This is a genomic window from Nocardia takedensis NBRC 100417, from assembly GCF_000308695.1.
In the GTDB taxonomy this organism is placed as follows: domain Bacteria; phylum Actinomycetota; class Actinomycetes; order Mycobacteriales; family Mycobacteriaceae; genus Nocardia; species Nocardia takedensis.
Genome location: NZ_BAGG01000019.1, coordinates 224,390 through 239,926, shown reverse-complemented (window position 1 = coordinate 239,926; position 15,537 = coordinate 224,390). Strand labels below are relative to the sequence as shown.

Annotated in this window: 16 protein-coding genes and 1 pseudogene; 5 read left to right on the top strand and 12 right to left on the bottom strand. The window is 69.6% G+C overall.

Annotation, left to right across the window (positions count from 1 at the left end; all coding sequences use genetic code 11):
* Positions 1-945, bottom strand: a 945-nt coding sequence (locus tag ON30_RS04945; protein ID WP_040704503.1) for a bifunctional ADP-dependent NAD(P)H-hydrate dehydratase/NAD(P)H-hydrate epimerase, incomplete at its 3' end; no start/stop codon positions are given.
* Between the two features lie 106 nt (positions 946-1,051).
* On the opposite strand from ON30_RS04945, the gene ON30_RS04940 reads away from it, so the two are divergent.
* Positions 1,052-1,471 carry a cupredoxin domain-containing protein gene (locus ON30_RS04940; RefSeq protein ID WP_040704571.1) on the top strand — a complete coding sequence of 140 codons (420 nt, stop codon included), beginning with the start codon at positions 1,052-1,054 and terminating at the stop codon, positions 1,469-1,471.
* Positions 1,472-1,478: 7 nt separating this feature from the next.
* Here ON30_RS04940 and glmS read toward each other — a convergent pair whose 3' ends face one another.
* Positions 1,479-3,359, bottom strand: coding sequence for a glutamine--fructose-6-phosphate transaminase (isomerizing) (gene glmS, locus ON30_RS04935; RefSeq protein ID WP_040704501.1), 1,881 nt, complete (start codon positions 3,357-3,359; stop codon positions 1,479-1,481).
* A 36-nt stretch (positions 3,360-3,395) separates the two neighbouring features.
* Here glmS and ON30_RS04930 point away from each other — a divergent pair, with 36 nt between their 5' ends.
* The 3 genes from ON30_RS04930 (at position 3,396) to ON30_RS04920 (ending at position 4,904) form a co-directional block, all read left to right on the top strand.
* A complete protein-coding gene (locus ON30_RS04930; protein ID WP_040704499.1) occupies positions 3,396-4,259 on the top strand; it encodes a dienelactone hydrolase family protein in 864 nt (287 codons plus the stop codon).
* Positions 4,260-4,338: 79 nt separating this feature from the next.
* On the top strand, positions 4,339-4,599 hold the full coding sequence (locus ON30_RS04925) for a hypothetical protein (RefSeq protein ID WP_245553940.1): 261 nt from the start codon (positions 4,339-4,341) through the stop codon (positions 4,597-4,599).
* Entirely contained in the window at positions 4,596-4,904 is a 309-nt protein-coding gene (locus ON30_RS04920) for a type II toxin-antitoxin system PemK/MazF family toxin (protein WP_085999267.1), read from the top strand. The genes ON30_RS04925 and ON30_RS04920 overlap by 4 nt, the downstream gene beginning before the upstream one ends.
* Before the next feature lie 43 nt (positions 4,905-4,947).
* Here ON30_RS04920 and ON30_RS04915 read toward each other — a convergent pair whose 3' ends face one another.
* The 5 genes from ON30_RS04915 to ON30_RS04895 all read right to left on the bottom strand — a co-directional run bounded on the left by ON30_RS04915 (position 4,948) and on the right by ON30_RS04895 (position 8,236).
* Entirely contained in the window at positions 4,948-5,334 is a 387-nt protein-coding gene (locus tag ON30_RS04915) for a hypothetical protein (protein WP_040704495.1), read from the bottom strand.
* Between the two features lie 34 nt (positions 5,335-5,368).
* Complete coding sequence (locus tag ON30_RS04910) at positions 5,369-7,090, bottom strand: ICP22 family protein (RefSeq protein WP_040704494.1); 1,722 nt, start codon at positions 7,088-7,090, stop codon at positions 5,369-5,371.
* A gap of 44 nt (positions 7,091-7,134) precedes the next feature.
* The gene (locus tag ON30_RS04905; protein ID WP_157183611.1) at positions 7,135-7,458 is read right to left on the bottom strand and encodes a hypothetical protein; all 324 of its coding nucleotides are present in this window, start codon (positions 7,456-7,458) and stop codon (positions 7,135-7,137) included.
* 161 nt (positions 7,459-7,619) lie between these two features.
* Complete coding sequence (locus tag ON30_RS04900) at positions 7,620-7,928, bottom strand: DUF6802 family protein (protein WP_040704492.1); 309 nt, start codon at positions 7,926-7,928, stop codon at positions 7,620-7,622.
* 116 nt (positions 7,929-8,044) lie between these two features.
* Positions 8,045-8,236, bottom strand: coding sequence for a PspC domain-containing protein (locus ON30_RS04895; RefSeq protein WP_040704491.1), 192 nt, complete (start codon positions 8,234-8,236; stop codon positions 8,045-8,047).
* Positions 8,237-8,465: 229 nt separating this feature from the next.
* On the opposite strand from ON30_RS04895, the gene ON30_RS04890 reads away from it, so the two are divergent.
* The gene (locus ON30_RS04890) at positions 8,466-10,052 is read left to right on the top strand and encodes an ABC-F family ATP-binding cassette domain-containing protein (RefSeq protein WP_444543689.1); all 1,587 of its coding nucleotides are present in this window, start codon (positions 8,466-8,468) and stop codon (positions 10,050-10,052) included.
* A 25-nt stretch (positions 10,053-10,077) separates the two neighbouring features.
* Here ON30_RS04890 and ON30_RS42000 read toward each other — a convergent pair whose 3' ends face one another.
* From ON30_RS42000 to rplM, 5 genes and pseudogenes are all read right to left on the bottom strand, one after another.
* Complete coding sequence (locus tag ON30_RS42000; protein ID WP_157183610.1) at positions 10,078-11,103, bottom strand: hypothetical protein; 1,026 nt, start codon at positions 11,101-11,103, stop codon at positions 10,078-10,080.
* Between the two features lie 99 nt (positions 11,104-11,202).
* Positions 11,203-12,525: a cryptochrome/photolyase family protein gene (locus tag ON30_RS04880; RefSeq protein WP_040704569.1), complete on the bottom strand. Its 1,323-nt coding sequence runs from the start codon at positions 12,523-12,525 to the stop codon at positions 11,203-11,205.
* A gap of 279 nt (positions 12,526-12,804) precedes the next feature.
* Positions 12,805-14,182, bottom strand: a pseudogene (gene glmM / locus ON30_RS04875) (phosphoglucosamine mutase).
* Positions 14,183-14,407: 225 nt separating this feature from the next.
* Positions 14,408-14,959, bottom strand: a complete 552-nt coding sequence (gene rpsI, locus ON30_RS04870) for a 30S ribosomal protein S9 (RefSeq protein ID WP_040704485.1) — start codon at positions 14,957-14,959, stop codon at positions 14,408-14,410.
* On the bottom strand, positions 14,956-15,399 hold the full coding sequence (gene rplM, locus ON30_RS04865; RefSeq protein WP_040686710.1) for a 50S ribosomal protein L13: 444 nt from the start codon (positions 15,397-15,399) through the stop codon (positions 14,956-14,958). The genes rpsI and rplM overlap by 4 nt, the downstream gene beginning before the upstream one ends.
* Positions 15,400-15,537: the final 138 nt, after the last annotated feature.

Below are 15,537 nucleotides of genomic sequence, written 5' to 3'. Positions count from 1 at the left end.
GGCCAGCACGCGGGCCAGTCGGTCCGCCGCGGCGGCGTCGGTGCCGCCGCCGGGACCGAACACCCAGGACTGCACCCGACCGGTCCGTTCGATCGACTCGGCGGCCACCACCTCCGGATGACGCGCCAGCACCGCGGCCGCGCCCTCACCGGCGAAACGGACCATCCCCGAGGTCGCGGCGACCGCCGCCCCGGTGCACAGCACCGCCGCCCCGGGATAGGCGGCGCTGCCCGCGCACACACCCGTCACGCCTTGGCTGTACTTGTCGTCGGCGGCCCCCGGCACCGGCCAGCGCGCGCCGATCTCGGCCGGGTCGAGGGCCCGCAGTCCGGCTTCGGGAAGCCGGAGACCGATGGGCACCACTTCGATTCGGCCGCACCACGCCGCGGCCAGCGCGTGCACCGGTTTCGGCGCGCCGAACGCGACCGTCACCGCCGCGCGCACCGCAGGACCGGCCACCGCGCCCGTGTCGGGATCGACCCCGCTCGGCAGATCGGCCGCGACGATCGGAACATCCAACGCCGCAACGATATCCGCGGCGGCCGGGCGCAGCGGTCCGCGCCCGGAGATGCCCACGATGCCGTCGATCACCAAGTCCACCGCGCCCACGCGATCACGCGCCCGGCCACCCGCCGCACGCAAGGCGGCCAGCCCTTCCCGGTGCGCGCGTTCGGGATTGAGCAGCACAGCCGTCACCGCGACGCCACGCCGCCGCAGCATCGCCCCCGCCCACAGCGCGTCACCGCCGTTGTCACCGGAACCGACCAGCAGACCCACCGCGCGCCCCGCGACACCCCCGGTCCGCTCCCGCAGTTCCGCCGCGACCACCCGGGCCAACCCGTAGGCGGCGCGGCGCATCGGCACGCCGTCCGGTACCCGCGTGAACAGTTCCGCCTCCGCCGCCCGCACCTCGTCGGCCGTGAAATAGCCCCGCTGCGTGGACATCCGTCTCCTGCCTCCGCTGCTCGCCCGCTCCGACCGGTCGCCCCCGACCCTACCGGCCGCGCCCCGCACCGCCGCCGAATCGGACACGGCGGCTAGGCTGGCCGCCATGCCGTTCGGGAGCCACGCACTGTCCGCCCGGGTCGCGACCGGATTGGTCGCCGCCGCCGTGCTCACCCTGTCGGGCTGCGGTTCCGACGACGCCGCCGAGACGCAGGCGAGCGCCACCTCCGCCACCAGCGCGGCCGCCGCGCCGACGAAGAAACCGACGGCCAAGGTCACGGTCGCCGTCGACGACATGACCTTCTCCCCCGCCGAGGTCACCGTCCGCGTCGGTGACACCGTCACCTGGAAGTTCAGCGACCGCTTCCCGCATTCCGTGCAGGGCATGGGCGACAAGGCGATGGGGCTCAACAGCCCCATCTTCACCAGCGGCGAATGGAGCTACACGTTCACCGCGCCCGGCTCGTACCGCTACCTGTGCTCGCTGCACCCGGAGATGCGCGGCACCGTCACCGTCGAGCAGTAACGCCGAACTACTCGACCGTGACCGACTTGGCCAGGTTGCGCGGCTTGTCCACGTCGTAGCCGCGGGCCTGGGCGACCTCGGCCGCGAAGATCTGCAACGGCACCGTCGACAGCAACGGCTGGAACAGCGTCGGCGCGGACGGGATCTCGATCAGATCGTCGGCGAACGGGCGCACCGTGTCGTCGCCCTCCTCCGCGATGACGATCGTGCGCGCGCCGCGCGCCTGGATCTCGCGGATATTGCTGAGCAGCTTCGAATGCAGCACCGCGCGGCCCTTCGGCGAGGGCATCACCACGATCACCGGCAGCCCGTCCTCGATCAGCGCGATCGGACCGTGCTTGAGCTCACCCGCCGCGAAACCCTCCGCGTGCATGTAGGCGAGCTCCTTGAGCTTGAGCGCACCCTCCAGCGCCACCGGATAGCCGACGTGGCGACCCAGGAACAGCACCGTCGGCACCTGCGCCAACTCGCGCGCGATGGCCCGCACCTGCGGACCGGTCTCCAGGACCCGCTCGACCAGCTTCGGCATCGCCTCCAGTTCGGCGAATTCGCGGGCCACCTCGTCGGGGTACTTGGTGCCGCGGGCCTGCGCCAACGCCAGACCCACCAAGAAGTTGGCCGTCACCTGCGCCAGGAACGCCTTGGTCGAGGCGACGCCGATCTCCGGGCCGGTCCTGGTGTAGAGCACCGCGTCGGATTCGCGCGGGATCTGCGCGCCGTTGGTGTTGCAGATCGCCAGCACCCTGGCCTTCTGATCCTTGGCGTGGCGCACCGCCTCGAGCGTGTCGGCGGTCTCGCCGGACTGCGAGATCGCGACCACCAGCGTCGACCGGTCCAGCACCGGGTCGCGGTAGCGGAACTCGCTGGCCAACTCCACCTCGACGGGCAGCCTGGTCCAGTGCTCGATGGCGTACTTGGCCAGCAGACCCGCGTGATAGGAGCTGCCGCACGCCACCACGAACACCTTGTCGAACTCGCGCAACTCCTGGTCGGCCAGGCGCTGCTCGTCCAGGACGATCCGGCCGCCCGCCTCGTCGACGGTGAAATGCCCGATCAAGGTGTCGGCGACGCCCGCGGGCTGCTCCTCGATCTCCTTGAGCATGAAGTAGTCGTGGCCGCCCTTCTCCGCGGCGGCCAGATCCCAGTCGATCGTGAACGGGCGCGTCTTGCCCGGCACGTCGTTGCCGTCGAAATCGGTGACCCGGTAGGAACCCGCCGTGATCACCACGGCCTGATCCTGCCCCAGCTCCACCGCGTCGCGGGTGTGCTCGATGAACGCCGTGACATCCGAGGCGATGAACATCTCGTCCCGGCCGACCCCGACCACCAGCGGGGTGGAGCGGCGCGCGGCCACGATCAGATCCGGGTGGTCGGCGTGGGTGAAGACCAGCGTGAACGCGCCCTCGAGCCGGCGCAGCACCGCGAGCGCGCTGGCCACGAAATCACCCGCGGTCGGCCCCGCGGCGTACGCCAGGGCGACCAGATGCACCGCCACCTCGGTGTCGGTGTCGCTGAGCAACTCCACCCCGGCCTGCTCGAGCTCACGGCGCAGCGGCGCGAAATTCTCGATGATGCCGTTGTGCACCACCGCCACCTTCCCGGTGACGTCGCGGTGCGGGTGGGCGTTGCGGTCGGTCGGCGCGCCGTGCGTCGCCCACCGGGTGTGCCCGATACCGGTGCTGCCCGCGAAGCGCGCCGGGTCGGACTCGGCCAGCTCGGCCTCCAGATTGGCCAGACGACCGGCCTTGCGTTCCACCGCCAACGCGCCCACACCGCCGAGAATCGCGACACCCGCGGAGTCGTACCCCCGATATTCCATGCGGCGCAACGCGTCAACGACGACGCCGAGCGCGTCCCGGTACCCGACGTAGCCAACGATTCCGCACATGGCTCACCAGAGTACTTATCGGATAACGTTCACGTCGTGTCGGCGTCTGTGAAATCTCTTCTGAGCACCCTGACCAGCCGTGGCCCGCACCACGTGTTGCGCGGCAACCTGGCCATCGCGGGGCAGCCCGGGGTTGTCTACACGCCCGAAACCGGGAAGAACCTGCCCGCGATCGCGTTCGCGCACGGCTGGCTGACCGGCGCGTCGCGGTATCGGGAGCTACTCGAACACCTCGCCTCCTGGGGTTTCGTGGTCGCGGCCCCCGACACCGAGCGCGGACCGATTCCGTCACATCTGGACCTGGCCACCGATCTGCTCACCACCCTCGACATCTGCACCGGGGTGCGACTCGGCGACGGACAGATCAGCGTGCACCCCGACCGCCTCGTGCTGGCGGGTCACGCGATGGGCGCGGGCACGGCCGTCCTGGCCGCCGCGCAGCGTCGCGTCGCCGCCGTGGCCGCACTGCACCCCGCCCCCACCGCACCCGCCGCCGAGAACGTCGCGGGCAGTATCGAGATCCCCGCCCTCATCCTCGCCGGCGCGCAGGACCTCGACTCGGTCAGCTCCAACGCCCTCCCCCTGGCCACCGAATGGGCCGGTCCGCAGTTGCTGCGCACCCTCGACGGCGCGAACCACAACGGCATCGTGGAGGGCCGCCGCGCCCTCGACGCCTTCGGCATCGGCAAATATCAGGCCAAAGTGGCCCGCCGCACCCGCGCGATCCTCACCGGCTACCTGCTGCACACCGTCCTGGACGACAAGACCTACGCCGCCTTCGCCGACCCCGAGGCCCAAGTCCCCCACACCACCGTCGTGGACCCGCACGCCCCCCGCGAAGAAGAGAAGAAGAAGTCCGGCCTCCCGATCGGCGCCATAGCCGCCCTCCTCCGCCGTTAGTACGGTTCCACCGAACGGATCGTTCTTCGACGTCGACATGACGTTGCACACCTGTTGCACACGGGCCTAAACTGGAGTTATGGCCACCAAAACCCGAAAGAAGCCGTTTGCTTCCGGCGCGCGAAGAACCACCAAGAATCCCACTACCGGTATCCGATTCACCGACGCCGACAAGGTGCTGGTGGACAAGCTGGCCAGACCTGGTGAAACCAAGGCCGACGTGATCCGGCGGGCTCTGCACGAGCTGGAGCGTCGTGAGTGGCTGCTGGCCGCCCAGCAGGACGCCGAACGGATAGACGCCTCCGGCGAGGATCTGAATGAAGAGCCGGACGCCTGGTGATTCGAGCCGCTGTTCATCAAGTCGACTTCGGTCAGACGAATCGCGGGCGCGAACAACGCGGTAAACGTTACGGCGTGGTTCTCTCCGAGACCGACTGGTCCATGGTCACCGTGGTACCCACCTCCGCCTCCGCTCAGGACTCGATGTTCCGACCGCGCATAGACTTGCTGGGACGATCCACTCTTCTACTGGTCGACCAGATACGGTCGCTGGATGTGCAGTATGTCGGCGAGATGGTCGGTTACCTGAGCCACGACGATATGGCGCGACTGGATCTCACGGTCACGCACTATCTGGGACTGTGACAACGACAACGCATCGAGCGGCCACTGGCCAGGTGGCGGTCGGCTAGATGAGCCAGCTCTTCTTGCGGTAGTACTCGCCTTCGGGGTCGTCGTCTTCGTCTATGGGGGTGACGACGTCGGCGGAGCGGCGGGCGGCGGCGGAGCGGGCGATCGCCTCGCGGTGTTCGCGGGCCTCGGTTTCCTGGCGTTCGCGTTCGGCGCGTTCCTCGGCTTCGCGGCGTTCGCGTTCCTCCGCTTCGGCCTGTTCGCGCGCGAACTCCTCCGCGTTCTCCTCGATCACTTTGCGCAGATCCTCGGCCGCGCGTTCGCCGAGCGCGTGCAGACGCTCGGCGGCGCTGCGATCGATCTCGGCCAGTTCCGCCCGCAGGACTGCGGTGCGGCGGGCGCACTCCTCGAATTCCCGCTCGATCGCCTCGGCGTAGTTCACCATGCGCTCTCCTCCCACGCCCTGTCACGTCTGTCGGTCACAGCGGGCCCGCCTCCGCCAATCGCGCCCCGGTGTCCACCGGCGCCTGCGGTTGCTGCCCGCCCTCCGGCGTCAACGCGGGATTCGGGGTGTGCTCACCGTCGTTCTCACGCTTGGCGTTCGGCACGCCCGGAGTCGCCGGGCGTCCGGCGTTCTCGGACTGATCGGCGGGCGCACCGCCCGGTGTGCCGCCCTGGTCGGCATTCTGACCTCCCTGGGCCGCGCCGCCCTGGTTCGCCTTCTGATCGCCCGCGGGCGTGCCGCCCTGGTCGGCATTCTGGTCACCCGCTGGTGCACCGCCCTGGCCCTCGGCCTTGTCTCCCTCTTCCGGCTTGTCGCCCTCGCCCTTGTCGCCTTCGGCCTTCTCGCCTTCGGCCTTCGCACCGTCGGCCCCGTCGCCCTCGGCCTTGTCCTCGCCGCCGGTCTTCTCGTCCGAGAGCACCGGGAGGCCGTTCTGGTCTAGTTCGACGCTGTACTCGTGGGTGGTGCCGTCGGCCTCGGTGGTGACCAAGCGCGGCAGGCCGTCGGGGCCGATCTCGAGCTTCATGTGCTTGCCTGCGAGATCGAATTCGGCCAGCGGCTTGTCCTTGTTCTCGGCGGCCGTCTTCGCCTGCTCCTCGAGGTGATCGGTCAGGTTCTCGATACCGTCGCTGATCAGGGTGCCCAGCGAAGACAGCCCGGACTGCACCGCCGTGGCGACGGTGCTCGCCACCTGGCTCAGCGAGGCCAGACCGGTCAGGGCCGAGGACAGGTCCGTCGAGGACGGAGTGGTCGGCGAAGAACTCGGTGTGCTGGGAGTGCTCGGCGTACTCGGGGTGCTCGGCGTGCTCGGTGTGCTGGGAGTGCTCGGTGAACTCGGACTGCTGGGAGAACTCGGCGTGCTCGGGTTGCTCGGCGTGGTGACCTTGGGCACACCGGCCGGGCGCGGATACGGATTCCCGTCCAGCGCCTGCATCGAGTTGACCAACTGGACGTAGGCGTTCTTGATCGCGGTGTCGGTGTTGGTGCAGGTGTCTACGAAGTTCTTCAGCCGCGAATCGAAATGCGGTTTGAACACTTCCTCGAGCGCGTCCTTGGCGATATTGCCCAGCACGAGCTTGCCCATGATCTGACTGGCGATGTTGAAATCGGTGATCTCACCGACGACTTTGCCGAAAGTGCCGGGGAACACCGCTTTCAGCACGTCGCCCACACCGTCGGTGCCGCCGATCAGGATGTCGAGTTGGTAGAGCGAGAGGTTGTCGACGCGGACCTCACCACCGGTGACCAGACTCTTGACGTGATCAGCCTTGTCCTGCACGGCTTTACGCAGATTGGGCACCGTTGCCACGATGGCGTCCAATGCCGCGCGGGCCTTGGTCTTGTCATCGGTGGCCATCGTCAACTGCTGGCCGAACATGTACTGCGCCGCCTCGGCGGCATCGCCCTGCCAGATGGTGGGCAGCTTGTCGGCCATCGCCTTCTGGGATGTCCACTGCTCGTCGGCGTCCTTCAGGGTGAGCGACATCGCGGTGGCGGTATCGGCCAGTTTCTCCAGATTCATCCCGCGCTGCTCGTCGTAGAGCGCGTAGATCTGGTCCAGCGAATGCGACGGACCGTGGCCGAACGCCTTCTGGTAGCGCTCGTGCAACTGCGCGAAATACTGGAGACCGGACGCGCCGTCGTCGAGGATCTTGTCGACGTTGGCACCGTTCAGATTCGACAGCGACGCTTCAGCCATGGCCGTGTCCCTCGATCATCCTCGCCGTCCTCCCCTGTCCCCCGTCACGCATTGTTGGTCTTGCTCGCGTTCTCTTTGTCCGTGTCGGAATAGACGATCGCGGAAGCGCCGACGGTGTCGGCGATGGCTCCGCCTGCGGCGCCCCAGTCGTTGAGCCACTTCACCACGTTCTCGAGCCCCGAGTAGATGGCCTTGCCCTGCGTGCCGTACGCGCGGCCGGCATCGGGCCCCTTGTCGGTGGAGGCGTTGCCGAACATGTTGTCCGAGATACGCTTCGCGCTGGTGGTGACCACACCGGCCGACATGCGAAGATCGTTGCCGAACTGACCGAGTTCGCCGGTGTTGACCCCCATGTACTGCGTCGACACGAATCCGCCCTTCCTCGTCCTGTCCGGTGCCCGCCACGAACCTCACGAGCCCGCGACCCCCGCCTTGTTGATAGGACGCAGCGCGGCCTTACCCGGTTCCCTCCGATCCGCGGGAAACCGGATTCCGCCCGGAAATCTACCCCCGCGTACCGATCGGCCGCCTAGCCGCCGAGCTTGCCCTGGTCGGTGCGGACCCACCCCGAGGTGCCGTCGGGGTGGTGGTGGAACTCCCAGGCGGCGTAGTCGCCGTCGTTCTCCACCACCGTGACGTGATCGGCCAGACCGTCGTGGTCGTAGTCGGTCCAGATCTGCGTGGCGTCGGCCCCGGCGGTGGTCTCGGTGTCGAGGATGCCGTCGCCGTCGATGTCCTGGGTGGGATGGTTCAACTCGACCGGGCCGAACCCCTCGAGCGGTGAGGAGGTGTCGATGTCGGGTAGATCCAGGCCGGAAAACTCGCCCGAGGTGATCATGACTCCTCCTCGACGGACTCGGTGACAGCGCTGCGGGTGGCAGTGCCGCGAACGGGGATTCCCACCATCCTGTCATCTGCCGGGCCCCGGCGCAGCAGCTTACCGGGTCGCCGGACTCACTTCCTCGGGATGATCAGCCACAACACCAAGTAGACGATGAACTGCGGGCCGGGCAGCAGGCAGGACAGGACGAACAGCAGTCGCACGACCGCGGGACTCCAGCCGAAGTACTCGGCGAGGCCACCGCAGACACCGGCGATCCAACTGTCGGTGGTGGAACGGGTGAGGCGGCGAACGGGAGCGGTCATCGGAATTCCTTTCCGGGGTCGATCGATACCCTTTCGACTGTGCCGTCGGCGACGGGCCGCGGCATCGGTACACCGACCGATTCCGACCCTGATTTCGGCGAGCGTCGCCCTCCGGGACGACCCCGATCCGACCGCCCGTGCGGCGGCGCGGGACGGGCACGGCAGACTTTCGCGGGTGAGCACCACTCTGCACGCGCGCGGGCTGTCCGCGGGCCACGGCGAACGCACCCTGTTCGAGGACCTGGACCTCACCCTCGCCCCGGGCGACGTGATCGGCCTGGTCGGGGTGAACGGCGCGGGCAAGTCGACCCTGCTGCGCATCCTGGCCGAGGGTGACGCGCCCACCGGCACGATCACCCTGAGCCCGCCGGACGCGACGGTGGGCTACCTCGCCCAGGAACCCGAGCGGGTAGCGGGCGAGACCGTCGCGCAGTACCTGGCCCGCCGGACCGGTGTGACGGAGGCGCAGTCGGCCATGGACGCCGCGGCTCAGCGTCTGGCGGACGGCGGCGAGGACGACTACACCCCGGCGCTGGAGCGGTGGCTCGCCTTGGGCGGCGCCGACCTCGACCAGCGCGCCGAGGAGGTGGCCGCCGACCTCGGACTGGCCGATTCGTTGGCGAACGGACTCGACACCCCCATGACCGGACTGTCCGGCGGCCAGGCGGCACGGGCCGGTCTGGCCGCGGTGCTGTTGTCGCGCTTCGACATCCTGCTGCTGGACGAGCCGACCAACGATCTGGATCTGGCGGGCCTGGATCGGCTCGAACAGTTCGTCACCGGGGTGCGGGCGCCGCTGATGGTGATCAGCCACGATCGGGAGTTCCTCGCGCGCACCGTGAACCGCGTGCTGGAACTGGATCTGGCGCAGCAGCAGGTCGACATCTACGACGGCGGCTACGACTCCTATCTCGCCGAGCGCGCCATCGCGCGCCGGCACGCGCGCGACACCTACGAGGAATACGCCGACACCAAGGCCGGACTCGAGGCGCGGGCGCGGATGCAGCGCAACTGGCTCGAACACGGCGTGCGCAACGCGCGCCGCAAGGCGAAGACGGATTCGGACAAGGCGGGCCGCAAGATGCGCGCGGAGTCGACCGAGAAGCAGGCGGCCAAGGCGCGCCAGACCCAACGCCGGATCGAGCGCCTCGACGTGGTCGAGGAGCCGCGCAAGGAGTGGGAACTGCGCATGTCGATCGCGTCGGCCCCGCGCAGCGGCACGGTGGTGGCGACGCTGACCGACGCGACCCTCACGCGCGGTGAGTTCACCCTCGGTCCGGTGACCGCGCAGGTGGATTGGGCCGATCGGATCGTGCTGACCGGCGCGAACGGCTCGGGCAAATCGACCTTGCTCGCGCTGCTGCTGGGCCGGTTGCGGCCCGACAGCGGGTCCGCCGCACTGGGTTCCGGTGTCGCCGTCGGCGAGGTGGACCAAGCCCGCGGGCTGTTCCGTGGCGACACCCCGCTGGCCGAGACCTTCGGGGCGGAGATGCCGGAATGGCCCGATGCCGAGGTGCGTACGCTGCTGGCCAAATTCGGGCTGCGCGGCGCGCACGTGACGCGGTCGTGCGCGACGCTCTCGCCCGGCGAGCGCACCCGCGCGGCCTTGGCCCTGTTGCAGGCGCGCGGCGTGAATCTGCTGGTGCTCGACGAGCCGACCAACCACCTGGATCTGCCCGCGATCGAACAGTTGGAGCAGGCGGTGGACTCGTTCGAGGGCACACTGCTGTTGGTGACCCACGATCGACGCATGCTCGACACGGTCCGTTCCACCCGTCGCTGGCGGATGGCCGATGGACACTTGATCGAAGACTGACATCGCGGGGAGAGATATGACCGACCTAAGCATCGACACTCGAATCACGCTGCTCGTCACCGGCGTCCTGTTCCTGGTGGCTCTGCTGCTGGGCGTGTGGAAGTACCACGGAATCCGCACCTCCTCCGAGGGGGCCGCGCACATCTACGTCGACATCGCCCACCGCGCGGCGTTGCAGTACTCCTTCGCGGGTGTGCTGCTCGCGGTGTTCACCGAGCTCAGCGGCTGGGCCACCGCCGTGAATCTGGCGGCGGACCTGGTCGTGCTGGCCTTCTTCGCGGGCGCCATCGCCACCTATTCCTGGCACGGCTTGCGCCGCGACACCACCAATCAGTACCGGGGCGAGATCACGCTGTCGAAGCGGCTGACGCTGTACGCCCTCGTCGTCGGGGAGATCGGCGGATTCCTGGTGCTGTTCACGGGATTCGTGTCCGCGCAGTTCTGAGCGCCCGGGCGTCCACTGCACCGGGATCACCCTGGCGGCCGGATCGTGCCGCAGGCGGGCGAGCAGATCGGCGGCCTGGCCGTGACCGCGCCTGCCGCGATGCCGCGGCAGTTCCCGCAGCAACGCTCGGTGCGAGATGCCCTGCGCCAGCGCGACTTCCAGGATCTCGCCCACCTCGGCCCGCGTGGCCGTGCGGGCGATGTCGATCACCGTGCGCACCGCGTTGGTGGTCAGCACGCCGCGGACGAGTTCGGTCTCGGCGGTGTCGGCGCGGTCGCGGTGGACGTAGAGGTGCGCCGAACGCGCGGGCCGCGCGCCGAGCACGTGGGTCACCCCGGCTTCGGCGACGGCGAATCCGTGCAGTTCGGCGGCCGTCTCGTAGGCCGCGACGACCGAGGTCAACCCGGTGGACAACCGGGCGGCCTCCACCCGCAGTTCCGGCGTCGGCGGGGTGCCGACCTCCCGGTAGACGCCGCGGAAGATCCTGATCCAGTCGCCGCGGTCGAGGTGCAGACGCATCTCGCCGCGGGTGTACTCGCACAACACCTGCCAGGTGGCGAAAGCGCCGAATTGCCTGTCCCTGGCCTGTTCCAGTCCTGGTCGCATACGGCGAGACTGGCACCGAGGCCCGCCACGCGACCGCCGCCGACCTGGGCGAACAGTCGCGCTGTGGACAATCGCCCGCCTGTGGACAATCGCGCGGAACTACATGCCCGCGAAGTCGATGATCGGCCCGGGATAGCCCGCGACACCGCCGGACACGCGCCACGGCCGGTGCGCCGCGCCGCCCGCCAACTCGGCCACTTCGGGCACCCAACGGCGCACGTATTCACCGTCGGGATCGAAGCGGTCGGCCTGCCGCAGCGGGTTCAGCGTCCGGTTGGGCCGGGTGTCGGTGCCCGTTCCGGCGGCCCACTGCCAGTTCAACTGGTTGTTGGCGATATCCGCGTCCACCAGCCAGCGCAGGAAATGGTCGGCGCCGACGCGCCAGTCCACCCGCAGCGACTTCGCCAGGAAGCTCGCCGCGATCAATCGCGCGCGGCCCGGCATCCAGCCCTGTTCGCGCAATTGACGCATCCCCGCGTCGATGATCGGGTAGCCGGTGCGGCCGTCGCGCCAGGCGCGCACGGAGGCGGGATCGTCGCGCCAGCGGATGCCGCGGTCGTGGTAGTCGCGCCAGGCCGCCTCGGGCCGCGCGGCGAGCAGTTGGTGGTTGAAATCGCGCCAGGCCAGTTGCCGCGCGAAGGCCGCGCCGCCTTCGTCGTCGGTGTCGGTGCGGTGCAGCACTTCCGCGGCCGACAGGCAGCCGAAGTGCAGGTAGGGCGACAGGTGCGAGGTGGCGTCGGCGGGCAGGTCGTCGCTGAGCGCGGCGTAGCGTTCGCTGGGCCCCGCCGTCCAGCGGCGCAGCAGTTCGCGGCCGGTCTTCTCCCCGCCCACCGACAGCCGCGGCGACCGGTCACCCGCGCAGATCTCCTCCGGCTTCGGCAGGTCGCCCGCGGCGATGCGCGCCATCCGCAGCGCGGGCGGGCGGGGCAGCGGGTTGCGCCGGTGCATCTCGGTCCAGCGGCGGTGATAAGGCGTGAAGACGGCGAAGTGGTCGCGCCCGGAGGACGGCGTCACCGCGTCGGGTTCCACCGTCATCACCGAGGAGGCGTGGGCGCGCAGTTCGCGGTCCGCGTCGGCCAGCCGATCGCGCAGTTCGCGCTCGCGCCGCCGACTGTAGGCGCTGACGTCGGCGGCGATGTGCACCACTTCGGCGCCGACCTCCTCGGCCACGGCGGCGACCTGGTCGGCCACCTTGCCGCGGCGCACCACCAGCTTTCCGCCCATCTCGCGCAGTTCGGCGTCGAGTTCGCTCAGTGCCGCGGCGAGGAAGGCGGCGCGATTGGGGGTGGCGGCGCGGCCGGACAGGATCGCCTCGTCCAGGACGAACAGCGGCACCACCGCGTCGGCGCGGCAGCCCGCGGTGAGCGCGGGGTTGTCGCGAACCCGCAGGTCACGCGTGAAAAGTACGATACTGACGGTCATCGGCATTCGCCCACTGCGCTCGAACCTCTTCCCTCGAACGGGTTGTGCACCGGATACGCCGCGACGGCCACGAGGACCGCGCCGCGCGACAGGGGGCGGCTCAGCCGTACCGCGCGACGCGGCCCTCACGGGCGTCGCCGGAGGAATCGACCATCTCCTCGGCAACCGCCATGCTACCGGAAGAATGATGCATATTCGATGCACTCGGTGCGCGAGCGACGTGCCGATGCCCCGTCCGGTCGGGCGATCCCGACCGGACGCATCGATGACGTGCGAACCTCAGACCGAGGCGACGCGCTTGGCGAGATCCTCGGCCAACTGCTGGGCCAACTCGGGGTCGGTGGCCTCCACCATGACCCGAACCAACTGCTCGGTACCACTGGGGCGCAACAGGATCCGCCCCGAATCGCCGAGCACGCGCTCGGCCTCCCCGACCGCCTCGCGCACCTCGGGCGCCGCGGCCACCGCGGCCTTGTCGCTGACCGGGACGTTCACCAGCACCTGCGGCACGGTCCGCAGGACCGCGGCCAGATCGGCGAGACTCCGGCCCGTCGCCGCCATCCGCGCCATCAACCGCAGGCCGGTCAGGACACCGTCACCCGTGGTGCCGAACTTCGGCAGCACCGTGTGACCGGACTGCTCGCCGCCCAGGGTGAACGCACCGCGCCGCAACTCCTCGAGGACATAGCGGTCACCGACGGCGGTGGTGCGCAACGTGATTCCGGCCTCGCGCATCGCGATGTGCAGTCCGAGATTGCTCATCACGGTCGCCACCAGCGTGTCCTCGGCGAGCTCACCCGCCTCGCGCATGGCGATCGCCAGGATCGCCATGATCGCGTCACCGTCGACCACCGTGCCCGCCGCGTCCACGGCCAAGCAGCGGTCGGCGTCGCCGTCGAGGGCCAGACCGAGATCCGCGCCGTGCTCGACCACCGCGGCCCGGACCTGCTCCAGATGCGTGGACCCGCAGCCGTCGTTGATGTTGAGGCCGTCGGGTTCGGCGTTGATCGCGATCACCGTCGCGCCCGCCTCGCGCAGCGCCGCCGGGCCCACCTCGGAAGCCGCGCCGTTGGCGCAGTCCAGCACCACGGTCAACCCGGCCAGATCCTGACCGGTGGCCTCGACGAGATGTTCCACATAGCGTTCGTGGGTGCCCTCGACGCTGTACTGATCCGGAACGACCTGTCCGTGGTCGCGCGCGCCGGAGGCGTTGAGCACGCGGCCGATGCCCGCGCCGGTCGGGCGATGGGTCAGCCCCTCGGCGATCAGCGCCTCGATCCGGTCCTCGACGGCGTCGTCGAGTTTGTGGCCCCCCCGCGGCGAAGATCTTGATGCCGTTGTCCGGCATGGGGTTGTGCGAAGCGGAGATCATCACGCCCAGGCACGCGTCGTACAAGCCGGTCAGATAGGCGACGGCGGGCGTCGGCAGCACGCCGACCGCGAGCACGTTCACCCCCGCCGCGGTCAGGCCCGCCGTCACCGCGGCCTCGAGCATCTCACCGGAGGCCCGCGGGTCGCGGCCGAGGACCGCGAGCGGACGCGTCTTGCCCCGGCTCAGGATCTGCGCCGCCGCACCGGCGACCACCAGCGCGAGCTCCGGGCCGAGCGAATCATTCGCCAGGCCGCGGACTCCGTCGGTACCGAACAAACGTGCCATAGTCGTCCCTCGTCACCCTTCATCGGGAATACAGCACGAGAGCAGGCGACCAGCGGGTGCTGGAAGCCTGCTCTCGTGCGGCTTGCCGCGCCGACCGATCCGATACGACGCAACGGCCACGCCGATCGCCACGATGATCCGAGACCACCGGACGACTCGACCGCGACCGCTGCCACCGGCACCCTCGTCCAGGGTGCCGGATGACGGAGGCCGGCGATGCCGAAATCAGCGCTTCGAGTACTGGGGCGCCTTACGCGCCTTCTTCAGACCGTACTTCTTGCGCTCGGTGGCACGCGGGTCGCGGGTGAGGAAGCCAGCCCGCTTCAACGCGGGGCGGTCGTCCGGGGTGACCTCGATCAGCGCGCGGGCGATGGCCAGGCGCAGCGCGCCCGCCTGCCCGGAGGGGCCGCCGCCGACCAGGCGGGCGTGGATGTCGAAGGACTCGGTGCGCTCGACCGTGACCAGCGGCGACTTGACCAACTGCTGGTGCACCTTGTTCGGGAAGTAGTCCTCGATGGTGCGGCCGTTGAGCACGAAGTTGCCGCTGCCGGGCAGCAGGCGCACGCGCACCACGGCCTCCTTGCGGCGGCCGACGGTCTGCACCGGGCGGTCGATCAGGACCGGGGCGAAACCGGCGGGCTCGGCCTCGTAGCCGTACTCCTCCTCGACGACCTCGACGTTGCCGTCGGCGTCGGACTCGGTGGCCTCGGCGGCGTCAGCGGTGACCTCGAAGGTCTCCTCGACGGTCTCTTCGGCGAATTCCTCGGGAGCGGTCACTGGGCCACCTGCTTGATCTCGAACGGAATGGGCTGCTGAGCGGCGTGCGGATGCGTCGGGCCCGCGTAGACCTTCAGCTTGCCCGCGATCGCGTTGCCGAGCTTGTTCTTCGGGATCATGCCCTTGACGGCCTTCTCGACCAGACGGTCGGGACGGCTCTCCAACACCTGACCGACAGTGCGGGACTTCAGGCCGCCCGGATGCCCGGAGTGGTGGTGGATGAGCTTGTCGGCCTTCTTGTTGCCGGAGATGGCGACCTTGTCGGCGTTGATGATGATGACGAAATCGCCACCGTCGAAGTTCGGGGCGTAGGTCGGCTTCGTCTTGCCACGCAGCAGATTCGCTGCCTGGACCGCGAGACGGCCGAGCACTACGTCAGTGGCGTCGATGACGTACCACTTACGGGTCACGTCACCCGCCTTGGGGCTGTACGTAGGCACAGTGGTTCCCTGTCTGTCGTCGGTGTTGCCGGCCCCGACGTGCGATCGAGCCGATCCCGGCGGCCGGTGGAGACCCGGGGCTCGTTCGTGCTTCCGCACGCCAGCGAGCCACGATACCAGGAGGGCATCGCTACCCGG

What these genes read in the sequence shown, in the direction of transcription:
- ON30_RS04880 (WP_040704569.1), bottom strand. Translation starts at nt 12,525, where the DNA reads ATGACCGTCAGTATCGTACTTTTCACGCGTGACCTGCGGGTTCGCGAC.
- ON30_RS04940 (WP_040704571.1), top strand. Translation starts at nt 1,052, where the DNA reads ATGCCGTTCGGGAGCCACGCACTGTCCGCCCGGGTCGCGACCGGATTG.
- ON30_RS04900 (WP_040704492.1), bottom strand. Translation starts at nt 7,928, where the DNA reads ATGATCACCTCGGGCGAGTTTTCCGGCCTGGATCTACCCGACATCGAC.
- ON30_RS04915 (WP_040704495.1), bottom strand. Translation starts at nt 5,334, where the DNA reads ATGGTGAACTACGCCGAGGCGATCGAGCGGGAATTCGAGGAGTGCGCC.
- ON30_RS42000 (WP_157183610.1), bottom strand. Translation starts at nt 11,103, where the DNA reads ATGCGACCAGGACTGGAACAGGCCAGGGACAGGCAATTCGGCGCTTTC.
- glmS (WP_040704501.1), bottom strand. Translation starts at nt 3,359, where the DNA reads ATGTGCGGAATCGTTGGCTACGTCGGGTACCGGGACGCGCTCGGCGTC.
- ON30_RS04910 (WP_040704494.1), bottom strand. Translation starts at nt 7,090, where the DNA reads ATGGCTGAAGCGTCGCTGTCGAATCTGAACGGTGCCAACGTCGACAAG.
- ON30_RS04925 (WP_245553940.1), top strand. Translation starts at nt 4,339, where the DNA reads ATGGCCACCAAAACCCGAAAGAAGCCGTTTGCTTCCGGCGCGCGAAGA.
- ON30_RS04895 (WP_040704491.1), bottom strand. Translation starts at nt 8,236, where the DNA reads ATGACCGCTCCCGTTCGCCGCCTCACCCGTTCCACCACCGACAGTTGG.